Source organism: Pectobacterium sp. A5351, assembly GCF_028335745.1.
Lineage (GTDB): Bacteria > Pseudomonadota > Gammaproteobacteria > Enterobacterales > Enterobacteriaceae > Pectobacterium.
Window position 1 is genome coordinate 333,473 of record NZ_CP116477.1, and the last position, 14,251, is coordinate 347,723.

14 protein-coding genes and 1 other RNA gene are annotated in these 14,251 nt (G+C 52.0%); 8 read left to right on the forward strand and 7 right to left on the reverse strand.

The features are described from left to right. Positions 1–451: 451 nt before the first annotated feature. From elbB to O1Q74_RS01575, 3 genes are all read left to right on the forward strand, one after another. Positions 452–1,105, forward strand: a complete 654-nt coding sequence (gene elbB, locus O1Q74_RS01565; RefSeq protein WP_271878697.1) for an isoprenoid biosynthesis glyoxalase ElbB — start codon at positions 452–454, stop codon at positions 1,103–1,105. Then, positions 1,102–1,836 (forward strand): monofunctional biosynthetic peptidoglycan transglycosylase, encoded by a 735-nt coding sequence (gene mtgA / locus O1Q74_RS01570; RefSeq protein WP_271875806.1) that lies wholly within the window; start codon positions 1,102–1,104, stop codon positions 1,834–1,836. The genes elbB and mtgA overlap by 4 nt, the downstream gene beginning before the upstream one ends. Positions 1,837–1,942: 106 nt before the next feature. Beyond that, the gene (locus tag O1Q74_RS01575) at positions 1,943–3,238 is read left to right on the forward strand and encodes an alginate lyase family protein (protein ID WP_271875807.1); all 1,296 of its coding nucleotides are present in this window, start codon (positions 1,943–1,945) and stop codon (positions 3,236–3,238) included. A gap of 141 nt (positions 3,239–3,379) precedes the next feature. Here O1Q74_RS01575 and dolP read toward each other — a convergent pair whose 3' ends face one another. From dolP to O1Q74_RS01595, 4 genes are read right to left on the reverse strand one after another with little or no spacing between them, the layout of a single operon-like run. Continuing rightward, positions 3,380–3,952 carry a division/outer membrane stress-associated lipid-binding lipoprotein gene (dolP, locus tag O1Q74_RS01580; RefSeq protein WP_271875808.1) on the reverse strand — a complete coding sequence of 191 codons (573 nt, stop codon included), beginning with the start codon at positions 3,950–3,952 and terminating at the stop codon, positions 3,380–3,382. A gap of 11 nt (positions 3,953–3,963) precedes the next feature. After that, a complete protein-coding gene (diaA, locus tag O1Q74_RS01585) occupies positions 3,964–4,554 on the reverse strand; it encodes a DnaA initiator-associating protein DiaA (RefSeq protein ID WP_005975525.1) in 591 nt (196 codons plus the stop codon). Positions 4,555–4,594: 40 nt separating this feature from the next. After that, positions 4,595–4,951 carry a YraN family protein gene (locus O1Q74_RS01590; protein WP_271878699.1) on the reverse strand — a complete coding sequence of 119 codons (357 nt, stop codon included), beginning with the start codon at positions 4,949–4,951 and terminating at the stop codon, positions 4,595–4,597. Beyond that, a complete protein-coding gene (locus tag O1Q74_RS01595) occupies positions 4,948–6,966 on the reverse strand; it encodes a penicillin-binding protein activator (RefSeq protein WP_271875809.1) in 2,019 nt (672 codons plus the stop codon). The genes O1Q74_RS01590 and O1Q74_RS01595 overlap by 4 nt, the downstream gene beginning before the upstream one ends. A gap of 61 nt (positions 6,967–7,027) precedes the next feature. Here O1Q74_RS01595 and rsmI point away from each other — a divergent pair, with 61 nt between their 5' ends. The 5 genes from rsmI to ygiD all read left to right on the forward strand — a co-directional run bounded on the left by rsmI (position 7,028) and on the right by ygiD (position 10,344). Then, complete coding sequence (rsmI, locus tag O1Q74_RS01600; RefSeq protein WP_271875810.1) at positions 7,028–7,915, forward strand: 16S rRNA (cytidine(1402)-2'-O)-methyltransferase; 888 nt, start codon at positions 7,028–7,030, stop codon at positions 7,913–7,915. Positions 7,916–7,940: 25 nt separating this feature from the next. Continuing rightward, positions 7,941–8,319: RNase P RNA component class A (gene rnpB, locus O1Q74_RS01605), an RNA gene on the forward strand. Between the two features lie 529 nt (positions 8,320–8,848). Next, positions 8,849–9,103, forward strand: coding sequence for a type II toxin-antitoxin system Phd/YefM family antitoxin (locus O1Q74_RS01610; protein WP_180778477.1), 255 nt, complete (start codon positions 8,849–8,851; stop codon positions 9,101–9,103). Next, the gene (locus O1Q74_RS01615) at positions 9,093–9,380 is read left to right on the forward strand and encodes a type II toxin-antitoxin system RelE family toxin (RefSeq protein WP_271875811.1); all 288 of its coding nucleotides are present in this window, start codon (positions 9,093–9,095) and stop codon (positions 9,378–9,380) included. Before O1Q74_RS01610 ends, O1Q74_RS01615 begins: the two co-directional genes overlap by 11 nt. A gap of 178 nt (positions 9,381–9,558) precedes the next feature. Then, on the forward strand, positions 9,559–10,344 hold the full coding sequence (gene ygiD, locus O1Q74_RS01620; RefSeq protein WP_271875812.1) for a 4,5-DOPA dioxygenase extradiol: 786 nt from the start codon (positions 9,559–9,561) through the stop codon (positions 10,342–10,344). A 69-nt stretch (positions 10,345–10,413) separates the two neighbouring features. On the opposite strand, the gene O1Q74_RS01625 is transcribed toward ygiD, so the two are convergent. From O1Q74_RS01625 to tolC, 3 genes are all read right to left on the reverse strand, one after another. Continuing rightward, complete coding sequence (locus O1Q74_RS01625) at positions 10,414–11,574, reverse strand: glutathionylspermidine synthase family protein (protein WP_180778474.1); 1,161 nt, start codon at positions 11,572–11,574, stop codon at positions 10,414–10,416. 10 nt (positions 11,575–11,584) lie between these two features. Beyond that, a complete protein-coding gene (locus O1Q74_RS01630; RefSeq protein ID WP_010297420.1) occupies positions 11,585–12,259 on the reverse strand; it encodes a DUF1190 family protein in 675 nt (224 codons plus the stop codon). A 264-nt stretch (positions 12,260–12,523) separates the two neighbouring features. After that, complete coding sequence (gene tolC / locus O1Q74_RS01635) at positions 12,524–13,918, reverse strand: outer membrane channel protein TolC (RefSeq protein WP_271875813.1); 1,395 nt, start codon at positions 13,916–13,918, stop codon at positions 12,524–12,526. Positions 13,919–14,251: the final 333 nt, after the last annotated feature.

The window sequence follows — 14,251 nt, forward strand, 5'->3', positions numbered from 1 at the left end:
TTAGAAAAATTTTTTCATCTCACGCGAAATCATGCAAAAAGATGCCACATTGAGCGGGGTTTACGAGTGAAGAGGGACAGGGAATGCGAGGCTTTGCACGTTTTCATACGGTAGAAAAAAATGACCCCGGCCGAAGCCGGGGTGCGCGAATTATGCGCCAACACCAGGGAAAACATGCACCTGCATCTAGATTTCAGGTTTTGTAAACTCGCAAGTGCGGATATTCGTGTCTTAACTATGTTTCTAACTTAACTATGTTTCTAAGCAGAGCTTAGTTTCTAAGTACATCTTACAACAGTGATTAAAACCTAACTATTGTACATCTTCATCAAGCAACAAAATAGCAAATGTAGAAATCTTTGTTACAAGAATCATTAAAATGTGTGATGTAGATTAGTGTTTGTCAATTAAAAAATCAATTAGTTGATGTAATGAAATGAAGGAAAATATGATGAAACGAGTCGGCATTGTCCTTAGTGGCTGTGGTGTTTATGACGGTTCCGAGATTCATGAAGCCGTATTGACGTTACTTGCGCTGGATCGCGCGGGCGCAGAAGCGGTTTGCTTTGCGCCAGATAAGCCGCAATTACAGGTGGTTAATCACCTGACGGGTGACGTAACTGGTGAGAATCGCAACGTTTTAGCAGAATCGGCACGGATCGTCAGAGGAAAAATTCAGCCGCTTTCTACCGCGAATACAGAAGATTTAGATGCGCTGATTGTGCCCGGTGGTTTTGGTGCTGCGAAAAATTTAAGCGACTTTGCGACGCAAGGAACGACATGTCAGATCGATGAAGCGCTGCAATTGCTCACACAGGAAATTTATAAGCAAAATAAACCAATTGGTTTTATTTGCATCTCACCTGCGCTCCTGCCGAAGATTTTGGGTGAACCTGTACGCATAACTATTGGTAACGATATTGACACCGCTGAAGCGGTTGAAGAGATGGGCGGCATCCATGTTGTTTGTCCGGTCGATGATATCGTGGTTGATGCGGAACATAAAATCGTGACGACACCGGCTTACATGCTGGCTAACTCCATCAGCGAAGCGGCAAAAGGCATTGATAAGCTCGTAGCCCGCGTTTTGGATCTCACCGAATGAGGTGGAGCAGAGGGCGTGGAGGCGTGCTAACGTGGCTGAAGCGTCTGATTGTTCGCAGTGTGCTGGTCGTCATCGGTGCGTGGCTGGGTGGCATCCTGCTGTTTTCCTTCCTGCCAGTGCCGTTCTCTGCGGTGATGGCCGACAGGCAAATCAGCGCATGGCTAAAAGGCGAATTCTCCTATGTTGCCCATTCTGACTGGGTTTCGATGGAGGAAATTGCACCGGAAATGGCGCTGGCGGTGATAGCGGCGGAAGACCAAAAATTCCCTCAACATTGGGGCTTCGATCTGGATGCGATTGGTCAGGCATTGAAGCACAACGAGCGCAATACACAGCGGATTCGCGGTGCTTCTACGCTCTCACAGCAGATGGTGAAGAATCTGTTCCTGTGGGATGGACGTAGCTGGGTACGTAAGGGGCTTGAAGCGGGGATTACCACCGGGGTGGAGCTGGTCTGGACAAAACGGCGGATCCTGACCGTGTATCTGAATATCGCCGAATTTGGCCCCGGTATCTTTGGCGTGGAAGCGGCTGCCAGACGTTATTTCAACAAGCCAGCCAGCAGGCTGGCGGCAAGCGAGTCCGCCTTGCTGGCGGCGGTGCTGCCTAACCCTATTCGCTTTCGTGCGAATGCCCCCTCCGGCTATGTTATTCAACGCCAGCAGTGGATTTTGCGTCAGATGAGACAGATGGGCGGCGACGCATTTTTGCGAGATAACGATCTGTTGTGAGAAATCAATTTGTTGTGAGATAACAATCTGAATTAATAAGTGTTCTTCGTTAGTATACCGAGGAATTTTTGCGTTAACGGTCGTGTTTTCGACATCAGGAGAAAGTATGCGGTTACGTTATTGGTCAGGTTTACTGGTTGCACTGTGTTGTGTGGCTTCCGTTGCCCGTGCGGATGCGGAGCCTAAAGCGTCACCCCCCGATAATCCCTACGCCTTCTTGCAGCAGCCTCAGCTATCCTCGGTAAAACAGCAGTTACAACAGAAAACGGAAAAGCCGCAGACGCGCATGGCGTATGAGCAACTCATTTCAGAAGCCGATCGTGCACTGAAAATTGAGAACCCTAGCGTGACGGGAAAAAAATCCACGCCCCCTAGCGGTTCAAAACATGATTATTTGAGCCTCAGCGCCTACTGGTGGCCCGATCCCGACAAAGCTGATGGTTTGCCCTGGATTCGTCGTGATGGGCAGGTAAACCCTGCCAGTAAGGATGAAGAGACTGACGGGGTTAGGCTGGCAAAATTCACCGCCCAAACGCAGGCGTTGACGTTGGCGTGGTATTTCTCTGGCAAACAGGCTTATGCCGATAAGGCCATCTCGATGATCCGTACCTGGTTTATCGACCCCGCTACGCGCATGAACCCTAATCTCGATTTCGCGCAAGGTGTGCCGGGCATCGCGCCGGGCAGAGGGGCGGGTGTATTGGACGGACGCTATTTTTCCACCCGCATTGTCGATTCCCTGATTATGCTGCGTCACGCTCCGGGCTGGACGACGCAGGATGAGCAACAGATGCAGAAATGGATGAGCGATTATCTGCACTGGCTGCAAACCAGCAAGCTGGGGAAAAAAGAGGCAACGGCCCAGAACAACCACGGTAGCTGGTATACCGTACAGGTAGCGGGAATTGCCTGGTATCTGGGAAAAATCGACGTGGTGAAGTCTATGGCGCAATTGCAGCGGGAAAAACTGGATCACCAGTTGCTGCCGGATGGTTCTCAGCCGGAGGAACTGGCGCGCACTCGCTCTTTCCATTACAGCTACTTCAACCTTCAGGCGATAACGGATATGGCGATGTTGGCTTCGCGTGTCGGGGAGAATATCTGGCAATACCACACGCCGAAGGGCAGCAGTGTGATAAAGGCGCTGGATTTTATGGCACCGTATCTGGATGAAAACAAGGCGTGGCCGCGCAAGACGATGGACAGACAAAGCAGCCGTCTCATTCCTCTGCTATTGCAGGCGGAGCACGGTTTGAAAACACCGCGTTACCAGACGCAAATCAGGCAGGCGGGCTTTGCGGAGTTACTTACTGGTGCTGCCAGCGCGCGAGATAAAGAACCGAGCCATGTCAGCGTAGAAACCCGCCGTGCGCTCTGGTTGCTGAATCCTGCTACACCATAATTTGGTTGTCCCTGATTCCATCGGGTGACGATACGTGCCTGCCGAACCACAATAAAAACGTGCAAAGATAAAAAAACCGCTGATGTCTTCATCAGCGGTTTTTGTTTTTAAAAAGAAAAATGTATTAAATAAATCAAAACGTTATTGCAGGTAGGTAAAGGCCGTCGTTACGTGTTTCACACCGCCAACCTTACTGGCGATTTCTGCGGCGGAAGCGCCTTCACGCTGTGTCACCAGACCTAACAGGAAGACTTCGCCGTTTTCCGTTGTGACTTTTACGTTAGAGGATTTAACCGTGTCGCTTGCCAGAATCTGTGAGCGAACCTTGGTGGTGATCCAGGTATCCATGGAGGCGGTTCCCATTGAGACTGGGGTGCCTTGACGTATTTCGTTGTAGACTTCGGCTGCACCTTCCACGCCAAGGGCAATTTGCTTAGCCCGGTTTGCCATTTCTGTGTTCGGAGCTTGCCCTGTTAACAAGACTTTCCCCTGATAAGCCGTCGCAATGATACGGGCTTCTTTTTTCAGCTGCTCGTCTTTGCTGATTGCATTCGTCACGCGGACTTCCAGTGTGCCATCGTCAACCTGCGTGCCAACAGTACGCGGGTCTGTGGCTGTTTTGGTCGCCACGGCACTGCCAACCGCAACAACCCCGACACAGCCTTGTAGCAGCAGGGCGATAGACAGCACGGCAAATGCAGAACTTATCCTCATGTAGTGCTCCTTCAATCGTTCTGGTGTGGAAAAAGTGTGTTATCAATCAAATCGCACAGGCAATTTACTGTCAGCATGTGCATTTCCTGAATACGGGCGCTGCGGTGTGACGGGATGCGAATCTCCACATCCTGTGGCCCGAGCAGCCCAGCCAGTTCTCCGCCATCGTAGCCAGTCAGGGCGACAATCGTCATGTCGCGGGTAACAGCAGACTCTACGGCTTTAACAATATCGCGGCTATTGCCACGGGTTGATATCGCCAGTAATACGTCGCCTGCCTGACCTAATGCTCTGACTTGTTTGGCATAGACCTCTTCATGCAAGCGATCATTTGCTATCGCAGTTAAGACCACATTATCCGCATTAAGTGCGATGGCCGGTAAACTAGGGCGTTCCGCCTCGAAGCGGTTAATCATGCTGGCAGCAAAATGCTGCGAATTGGCTGCCGATGTTCCGTTACCACAGCACAGAATCTTGTTACCGTTCAGCAGAGACTGCACCATCGCAATTGCGCCACGGGAAATGGCGTCTGGCAAGGCTTCTGCCGCTGCAATCTGCGTTTGAATACTCTCGGTAAAACAAACTTTTATTCTATCCAGCACGTTGAGTTAACCTACGTAAATTAAAATTCATAAGGATGAATTATCCCTGAGCGGCAAAGGCGTTCGGTAGCCAGTCGAATTGGTCGCCCGTAATGGCCAGCACGTCAAAACGGCAGTCTACCGTGTCAAAACTGGCACCTCGCTGTGCCAACCACACGGCGGCGGCATGCAGCAACCGCTGCTGTTTGCGTCGGGTGATGCTGGCTGCCGCATCGCCAAACTGGGCGTTGCGCCGATAGCGCACTTCAACAAACACCCAGATATGACGGTCACGCATAATTAAGTCCAACTCACCGCCGCGTAGCGTAACATTTGCGGCGGTGAAGGTCAGACCCGCGCGTTCAAGATAACGACGGGCTTGTTGTTCATAAACTGCGCCAGCGGCCCGCTGATTCAGAGAACCGGTACCAACTGACCCTGGCGATATTGCTGCCAGGTTAACTGCCGATTGATAGTGCAATCCGGCCCTGCGCTTAACATGCCTGTTGCGCCGGGAATCTGGTGACCCGGAATCTGGCGCATTTCACCAAAGTGGCTGGCCAGCGTCCAGGCATCCATCCCCATGGCATACAGGCGGACTAATGAGTAATCGTTTTTAAACTGGCTGCTGACCTGCTGCATCAGTGCTGGGTTCGCGCCTGCTAACAGCGGGATATCGCTGAACTGCAACCCTTCCATTTCAAGGCGGAAATCAGGGCCTAATCCAGCCTGGAAGCTACGTGAGCTGGCATAAAGCGCTGGGCGTGCGTGTGAAGTGGTACGCATATCGATCATCGGCTTAATCAGCGCCAGCTCGTCTGGCGTTGCGATGATGTAGACCGCATCGATATTGCCACTAACGGATGAGCTGACCGTCGGTTGAACCTGTGAAGGAATCGTTAAGCCTCCGATGGTGGTGCCCGGTTGCGCTTGCTGTTGCGACACGCTAACCGGCTGGCCGCTCAGGCTTAAACCTGCGCCGCTATTGATGGCCTGCTTTAGCTCCGCCGTGTTGCCAAAGCGCTGTTGCAGAGGGTTGGCACTGCTTTGTTGGTTCCAGGCTTGAGCAAATGCATTAACGATACGGTCGCCCAGCGCACCGCGAGGCGCCAAGACCAACGGCTGCTGTTTACCCTGCTGGTGGATAAATTTTGCCGCGTCTCTGGCTTCATCTTCCGGAGAGAGCGCGAAGTAACAGATGTTAGGGCTATTTTCGACGTGTTCCGGCTGGTTCAATGCCAAAATATTCAGCGGCGATTGGCTGTTCGCCAACTGATCTACTTCATTTTTCAGTAGAGGGCCGATGACCAGCGATGCGCCATCTTGCTGTGCCTGTGTGAGAATATTCGCCAGCGGCTGTGAAGAGGTGTCATACACTTTGACTGGAAGCGAACTGGACAGCCCAGCGCTTGTTGCCTGTGCTTCCAGTGCTGGTGTCGGAGAGGTGACTGCCTGATCGCTGTACGTCGCGGGGGATTGGGTATTCTGACCCTCTGACGCCGGGGTTACCTGTTCTGCTTGCGTGGTATCCGCCGAAGGTGCAGCAGGGGCAGATATGGCCGCTGTGGCTATCTGACCGTTCTTGGCCGTGTTAAAACCTTGCTGAATGGCATTAGCAAAAACCTGCGCCTGACCGTTAAGTGGTAACAGCAGCGCGATGCTGTTCACCGATGACTGCTGGTAGTTGAGTACTTGATTCAACTGTGTAGGCAGCGTTTTCGCCGCAGGATGATGCGGGTAGCGGGTCTGCCAGTCCTGAATCGCACTCTTTAACTGATCGGGAGAAGTCCGGTTGTCCTGATAGTTATTGAGTAGATCGACCCAGCCTTGCAGCACATTTTCATTCGCATTAATCAGCAGCGAGCTGGACTCCTGCGGTGACATTTGCGTCAACGTCAGCCAGGTCTGATCGAGATTGATCTGATGTTCGTCGCCTTTCAACTGCGGCTCTTGAGCGATATAGGCGCGCAGTAGCTCAATGGAAGGACGCCCTTGCGCGGTTTTGATCTGCGCCTGGTAATAACGTTGCTTCTGCTGATCGGAAAGCGCGCCCACATCAAGCTGGCTCAGTGCTGCCTTGGCCGCATTCATGCTGTTTTGTGCAACAGACAGTTCCGCGCTAAGTAGTTGTTGTTCTTGTTTTTGCGCCGAGCTTAATTTTTCTGGCAGCGTGTTGAACTGCTGGCTTGCCTGAGGGGCTTTCCCTTCCTGTAACAGGGAACGAATAGCAAGTAATTGCCAGTCAGCCTTGTTATTATCGCTACTTTGCTGCATCTGTTGCAGATAATAATCGGATGATGCGTCGGCTTTGCCCTGAACCTCGGGTGGTGGGCTCTGCGGGGCGTGACTTGGACAGCCTGCGAGAAACAGTGCCGCTAACAAAACAGGGATAACACGCCCTGCCTGGGTACGGACGAAATGAAAGGGAAGCATACTGTATCCAGTGATTTTTTTTAAAGATGCTCAATATTAAATCGGCAACCCGGATGAAACAATGAATCAAGACCAACAAGCAGACATTTCTGCATCTACCCTCTACATTGTCCCCACGCCAATCGGCAATCTGGGTGACATCACGCAGCGTGCGCTGGCGGTATTGGCGAGCGTTGATCTGATCGCCGCAGAGGATACCCGCCATACCGGTCTGCTGTTACAACATTTTGCGATTAATGCGCGACTGTTCGCATTACACGATCACAACGAGCAACAAAAAGCGGATGTGTTACTGGCTAAATTGCAGTCAGGGCAAAGCATCGCGCTGGTTTCAGATGCGGGTACGCCGCTGATTAACGACCCCGGTTACCATTTAGTTCGGCGCTGCCGCGAAGCGGGCGTTCGCGTGGTGCCGCTACCGGGCGCATGCGCGGCGATAACGGCGCTCTCCGCGTCTGGCTTGGCGTCTGACCGCTTTTGCTATGAAGGTTTTCTTCCTGCCAAGACCAAGGCGCGTAAAGATACGCTACGCGATCTGGGGGAAGAACCCCGTACGCTGATTTTCTATGAATCCACCCATCGCCTTTTGGACAGCCTACAAGATATCAGCGAAGTGCTGGGGGTCGATCGCTATGTCGTATTAGCGCGTGAAATCACCAAAACCTGGGAGTCGATTCACGGCGCGCCCGTGGGTGAACTGCTGGCCTGGGTGAAAGAAGATGAGAATCGGCGCAAAGGGGAAATGGTGCTGATTGTGGAAGGGCATCAGGCTGATGACAGCGCGCTGTCGGCGGAAGCGTTGCGCACGCTGACGCTATTACGCGCCGAGCTGCCCCTGAAGAAAGCGGCGGCGCTGGCGGCGGAGATTCATGGCGTGAAGAAGAACGCACTTTACCGCTATGGGCTGGAGCAAGAAGGCGATAGCGGTGAATCGGGGGATGACAAGTAGGGCAATTTGCCCTATCATCCGCGCCGGAGTTGACCAGACAGTCGCCGCTTCACTGCCGTCCCTTTCGGGGGAGACAGGTGGAGGGGAGGAAAGTCCGGGCTCCATAGGGCAGGGTGCCAGGTAACGCCTGGGAGGCGTAAGCCTACGACTAGTGCAACAGAGAGCAAACCGCCGATGGCCCACGCAAGTGGGATCAGGTAAGGGTGAAAGGGTGCGGTAAGAGCGCACCGCGCGACTGGCAACAGTTCGTGGCACGGTAAACTCCACCCGGAGCAAGGCCAAATAGGGGTTCACATGGTACGGCCCGTACTGAACCCGGGTAGGCTGCTTGAGCCAGTGAGTGATTGCTGGCCTAGATGAATGACTGTCCACGACAGAACCCGGCTTAACGGTCAACTCCCTTCATCATAAAACCCCGCTTCGGCGGGGTTTTGCTTTATGGGGACAGGCAAGATGAATGACTGTCCACGACGCTTTTTATGAAAGAGCCCGGCTTAACGGTCAACGCCCTTCATCATAAAACGCCGCTTCGGCGGGGTTTTGCTTTATGGGGACAGGCAAGATGAATGACTGTCCACGACGCTTTTTATGAAAGAACGCGGCTTAACGGTCAACGCCCTTCATCATAAAACCCCGCTTCGGCGGGGTTTTGCTTTATGGGGACAGGCAAGATGAATGACTGTCCACGACGCTTTTTATGAAAGAACGCGGCTTAACGGTCAACGCCCTTCATCATAAAACCGCCGCTTCGGCGGGGTTTTGCTTTATGGGGCAGGCAAGATGAATGACTGTCCACGACGCTTTTTATGAAAGAACGCGGCTTAACAGCGAGTATGAAACGATGCGTAGGAAATACTATATTGAGTGCTTTTAGAAGTGTTATTATTAGCGTGTTTAAGTTGTCTTTGACTAACCGAATTGAGTGACCGAATTATGGCTTTCAATATCCTAACTAACACAGCGGCCAGCATCACGGAACTGAAACGCGACCCAATGGGGACAGTACGGGCTGCTGAAGGTGAGACTATCGCTATACTGAACCGGAATGAGCCTGCGTTCTATTGTGTGCCTCCTGCTATGTTCGCTTATTTAATGGAATTGGCTGAAGATGCAGAACTGGGGCGTACTGTTGATGATCGTATGTCAGAGTTAGCTGACGCGGAAGAGATTTCGCTCGATGACCTATAAGTTAAAATTTGTGCCTTCGGCAATGAAGGAATGGAAAAAATTAGGGCATCCTGTTCGGGAACAGTTCAAGAAAAAGCTGGCTGAGCGTTTAGAACATCCTCGTGTTCCCTCAGCCCAGCTTCATGGTCGTAAAGACCAGTATAAAATTAAACTGAAGTCTGCTGGTTACCGGCTGGTGTATTTGGTCCAGGATGAGACCATTACAGTGATGGTCATGGGGGTTGGAAAGCGCGAAGGTAGTCAGGTTTATTCTGATACTAAAGGTCGCTCTGCTTAATCTGGTCTTTTGCGAGTTATCTATTCCTCGTCGGCAGTTTTGCTTGCCGTGTAATACATTTCAAATTAATTGATGTTCTTCATCACATAACTCTGACTTTTTCTGTGTCACAAAGCGCGTAAAGTAAGGCCATCGCGTGCGGTTGCACGTTCGCTGACATCTTTCAGAGGATATGACTATGAACAACACTTCCCGGATGCCTGCACTGTTCCTCGGCCACGGTAGCCCGATGAACGTGTTGGAAAACAATGTATATACGCAGGCATGGCAAACGCTGGGTGAGACGCTGCCGCGTCCAAAGGCGATTATTGCCGTTTCCGCCCACTGGTATACCCGTGGCACCGCCGTAACGGCGATGAAAAACCCACGCACCATCCATGATTTTGGCGGCTTCCCACAGGCGCTGTTTGATACCCAGTATCCGGCACCCGGCTCGCCTGAATTGGCGGCGAGAATCCAGCAGGTGCTGGCGCCATATCCCGTGACTGCCGATCAGAGCCAATGGGGTTTGGATCACGGCTCTTGGGGCGTACTGATCAAGATGTATCCTGATGCGGATATTCCCGTTGTGCAACTGAGCGTGGACGGCACGCAGCCCGCCGCGTATCACTACGAATTAGGGCGCAAGCTGGCGGCACTGCGTGATGAAGGCTTCATGATTGTCGCCAGCGGTAACGTCGTGCATAACCTGCGGATGGTGAAATGGGCTGGCGACGCGGAGCCGTATCCGTGGGCAATTTCGTTCAATCAATTTGTGCGTGATAACCTGACTTATCAGGGGGACGACCATCCGCTGGTTAATTTTATGCAGCATGGCGGTGCCGCATTATCTAACCCGACGCCCGATCACTATTTCCCGCTGCTCTATGTACTGGGAAGCTGGGACGGTAAAGAGGCGATCGGCATTCCGGTCGATGGGCTCGAAATGGGCTCGCTGAGTATGCTGTCGGTGCAGGTGGGGTAATCCGCTTTTTGCTTCAGTGATGAATAAGGCACGGTGAAAACCGTGCCTTATTAGTTTCAATTTTGCGGCTTAATCCAGAATGGTGTGCGGATAGAAGCGCGAGAGATCCTGCGTGATCAGAGCGCGATCTTCACGTACGCCGATACCGCAAGGTTGGTCGTTTACTAGCCAGCTACCAATCAGCGTGTAGCTATCGCCAAATTTCGGCAAAGGATGATATTGCTGGACGATCATCCCTTCTTCGCCGTAGGGGCCGTCGGCTGACGCAATCTCTTTCCCATTTTCGATAATTTGGATGTTTGCCCCTTCGCGTGAAAACAGCGGCTTGGTGACGTAGCTGTCCAGCTTGGGATGTTCATCTTCCGCAAAGTAGGCAGGAAGCAGGTTGGGGTGATCTGGGAACATTTCCCACAGCATCGGCAGCAGCGCTTTATTGGAAATGATGCTTTTCCAGGCTGGCTCCAGCCAACGCACGCCAGCATCTTCCAGTTTGGTGGAAAACATCTCGCGCAGCATGAATTCCCACGGATACAGCTTGAACAGATTACCAATCACCTGATTTTCAGGATCGGTAAACTGGCCTTTCTCACCGAGGCCAATTTCCTCGATGTACAGAAACTCGCTCGGCAGGCCCGCTTCCAGCGCGCAATCCTGAAGGTATTGCACTGTGCCGCGATCTTCTTCCGTATCCTGACAGCAGGCGAAGTGCAGCAAGCCGAAGCCATGATTCAGTTTTAGCTCTTCAAAACGTTCGATCAGCTTTTCCTGAATGCTGTTGTACTGGTCAGAATTCTGCGGCAGATTCCCGGCGTTGATTTGATCTTCCAGCCAGAGCCATTGGAAAAAGGCGGCTTCGTATAGCGATGTTGGCGTATCCGCATTATTTTCCAGCAGCTTGGCTGGAGACTTGCCGTCATACGCCAAATCGAGGCGTGAATACAGCGAGGGCTGATTGGTACGCCATGAGTGTCTGACGAATTCCCAGGTGTGTTTGGGAATACGGAATTTGGCGAGCAGCGCGTCGCTATTGATAACTTTTTCTACCACCTGCAAACACATCTGGTGCAGCTCTGCCGTGGTTTCTTCCAACTCTTCAATCTGAGCCAGCGTGAACTGATAGTAAGCCTCTTCGCTCCAGTAGGGCTCGCCGTACATGGTGTGAAAACGAAAACCAAACTCGGTGGCTTTTTCCTGCCAATCAGGACGCGCTGTAATATCTATCCGCTTCATTCAATACGCCTCAGCCGCCCATGCTACGGGAAGAGCTGGAACTTGAGCTGGCGCTGCTGCGCTGCATGCTGTTTTGCTTCGCTACGGTTTCACCAAAGCCACCACGCGTGATGGTTGAGGTGGTTGCAGGTTTTGGTGCCAGTGCGGTTTTAGGCACGGTCATTGAACGGCCTGTCGTTGCATTACCGTAGTTTTTGCCCGCAGCATCAACGAACTGGCCATTGGCCGGGCTGGCCGGTGTTTTTGGGCTGAATAGCGGTTGCTGTGCGAAACCAGCACCGCCACCCATCATGCGGCCCATCATGTAGCCAGCCATCAATGGCATCCAGGACATACCGCCGCCCTGCTGAGATTCTGCGGCCATACCAGCCTGTGCTGGCGCAGGCGTTTGGGTACACTGTGCTTCGCCGAATTCTGCTACGCAATCTTCTTTCGTTGCGTATTTTGGTGCCGTTTTTTCCGCTTCTTTTAACGCATTATTGTACGCGGTGGTGCACTGGGCAGCCATTGACGGGTTAGCTGACGAACAGTCATCTGCATTCTGATAGAGAGAGACGGTTTCATCGGTTTGTTCACAGCCCGCGAGGAAAAATACGGCGCTGACGGCCAAAGCAACAGGTGCCAGACGGTGCGTTCGCCATTCCTTGCGGAACGTTTCCTGATTAATATTTTTTGTACGTTTCATCATGTTTATCCCAGAGCAAAGCATCACGGCCAATAACCAATAAGTGTGCCTAAGAATAGGGGAACGCTGCTTGAATTTAAAGCGGCAATAGGTGTAACTGAAGGCGTCTTTACGTTGCTATACATTACGTTGTGCAACGTTTCGCTTAATGAAAAGTGAACACGTCTTCTGCAACTTGATGAAGTTGCTTGGTTCTACAAAAACATCGACATAAAAAAGGGGAACCGTAGTTCCCCGTCTGTATCGGTAAAAGTGGCTAGCTGATTAACGTTGTGCCGAGGCAGTGGTTGCCAGCGGAGCGCTGTTGTCCGTCACGGTCGGCGTGGTTGACACCGGTTGACCCAGCGACGCATTCAGCGCTTGTAGATCGGTTTCGCTCAGCGTGCCCTGCGCGGATTTGATGTTTAACTGATTGATCAGGTAATCATAACGTGCGCTGGAGAGTTGCTGTTTGGCATTATATAGCGTGGTGGTGGCATCCAGTACGTCGACAATAGTACGTGTGCCTACCTGATAACCGGCTTCCATCGCATCCAGCGAGCTTTGTGCAGACACTTCAGCCTGTTTGTAAGCGTTGATGCTGCTGATGGACGCAGAAATGTTGTTAAACGATGAACGTACGGTCTGGATAACCGAACGGTGTGCGCTTTCCAACAACTCACTGGCGCTGACGTAGCTGTGCTGCGCCTGTTTGACCTGAGAGTTAGTGGCACCACCGCTGTAGAGCGGTAGGGTGAAGTTGATGCCGACTTTGTGCTGCCCGGCGTCTGAATCGTTAAACGAGTTACTGTTCTGGGTTCTTGAACCAGAATAGCGGGTATCGCTCACACCCGTTGAAGCGGTGAGATCCAGCGTTGGCATATAGCCTGTTTCGGCGGAGCGAATCTGCTCGCGTGCCAAATCCTGGCTCAAACGTGCGGACAACAGGTTCAGGTTGCGATTTTCAGCTTCTTTCAGCAGGTTGTTAACCGCTTCCGGTTTCTGGGTAGAGAAACGTTCGATGTTCAGGCCAGCCAACTGCGGGTAGAAGTTGCCAGTAATCTGACGCAGTGATTCCAGTGCGTTATCCAGCGTATTGCGTGTTAACACTTCATTGGCCAGCACGCTGTCATATTGTGCTCGGGCGTTCTGGACGTCGGTAATGGCAACCAGACCCACGTTGAAGCGCTGTGTCGTTTGATCCAACTGGCGATAAATCGCCTGTTTCTGTGCACTGATGTAGGACAGGGAGTCAATGGCGCGCAGCACGTTGAAATAGGCGGTTGCCGTGTTCAGCATCAGATTTTGCTGGGCGGTCTGATAGGTGACGTCTTCAATACCGGCTTGTTTTTCCTGCAACGTCAGTGCGCGCCATTTGGACATGTCGAACAAGGTCTGAGTCAGTTGCAGTGACGCGCCTTTGACGTTGCTGTCGACGCCTTTGCTGTCACGATAGCCTCTGTTATAGGTATAGTCAGCCCCTAAACCTAACTGTGGCAGTAATGGGCTGCGCGCTTGATTAATCTTTTCAAACGCGGCGTCGCGCGTTGCCGCAGCGCTGCGTAAATCAGGGTTGGTGCTTTTTGCCTGCTGGTAGACCTGTAACAGGTTTTCCGCCTGACTCATGGCGCTAAAACCGCCCAGGCTCAGACCAATAAGAAGAGGGAGCAATTTCTTCATTTGCATTCCTTGTTGTGCAGCAATCTCGCTATGGTAGCGCTGTCTGTAGACGAATAATTGTCGATTCTATCAGAATCTGCCAATAGGATAAGGTAGCTGAACGTGCCATCTTTCAGCGGAATATGTCCAAATGGTCAGGTAAATTGACCCGTTGGAAGATTCAGTGCGGCGTTTTGCTGTTCAGTAAGGTACCGAAAAGTGATGTGATGGAGGGGAATCCCCCTCACTTCGCCGACGTCACGCCTAATAAACGTTCAAAAACAATGATGAGTATAATGACAGCGGATTCCGCCATACAATATCGGATTCCATTAATACTTGTTACAGGAGTGC

Bases quoted from the DNA above. Each gene is read 5' to 3' on its own strand.
- elbB (WP_271878697.1), top strand. From the start codon at position 452: ATGAAACGAGTCGGCATTGTCCTTAGTGGCTGTGGTGTTTATGACGGT.
- mtgA (WP_271875806.1), top strand. From the start codon at position 1,102: ATGAGGTGGAGCAGAGGGCGTGGAGGCGTGCTAACGTGGCTGAAGCGT.
- O1Q74_RS01575 (WP_271875807.1), top strand. From the start codon at position 1,943: ATGCGGTTACGTTATTGGTCAGGTTTACTGGTTGCACTGTGTTGTGTG.
- dolP (WP_271875808.1), bottom strand. From the start codon at position 3,952: ATGAGGATAAGTTCTGCATTTGCCGTGCTGTCTATCGCCCTGCTGCTA.
- O1Q74_RS01595 (WP_271875809.1), bottom strand. From the start codon at position 6,966: ATGCTTCCCTTTCATTTCGTCCGTACCCAGGCAGGGCGTGTTATCCCT.
- rsmI (WP_271875810.1), top strand. From the start codon at position 7,028: ATGAATCAAGACCAACAAGCAGACATTTCTGCATCTACCCTCTACATT.
- O1Q74_RS01610 (WP_180778477.1), top strand. From the start codon at position 8,849: ATGGCTTTCAATATCCTAACTAACACAGCGGCCAGCATCACGGAACTG.
- O1Q74_RS01615 (WP_271875811.1), top strand. From the start codon at position 9,093: ATGACCTATAAGTTAAAATTTGTGCCTTCGGCAATGAAGGAATGGAAA.
- ygiD (WP_271875812.1), top strand. From the start codon at position 9,559: ATGAACAACACTTCCCGGATGCCTGCACTGTTCCTCGGCCACGGTAGC.
- O1Q74_RS01625 (WP_180778474.1), bottom strand. From the start codon at position 11,574: ATGAAGCGGATAGATATTACAGCGCGTCCTGATTGGCAGGAAAAAGCC.
- O1Q74_RS01630 (WP_010297420.1), bottom strand. From the start codon at position 12,259: ATGAAACGTACAAAAAATATTAATCAGGAAACGTTCCGCAAGGAATGG.
- tolC (WP_271875813.1), bottom strand. From the start codon at position 13,918: ATGAAGAAATTGCTCCCTCTTCTTATTGGTCTGAGCCTGGGCGGTTTT.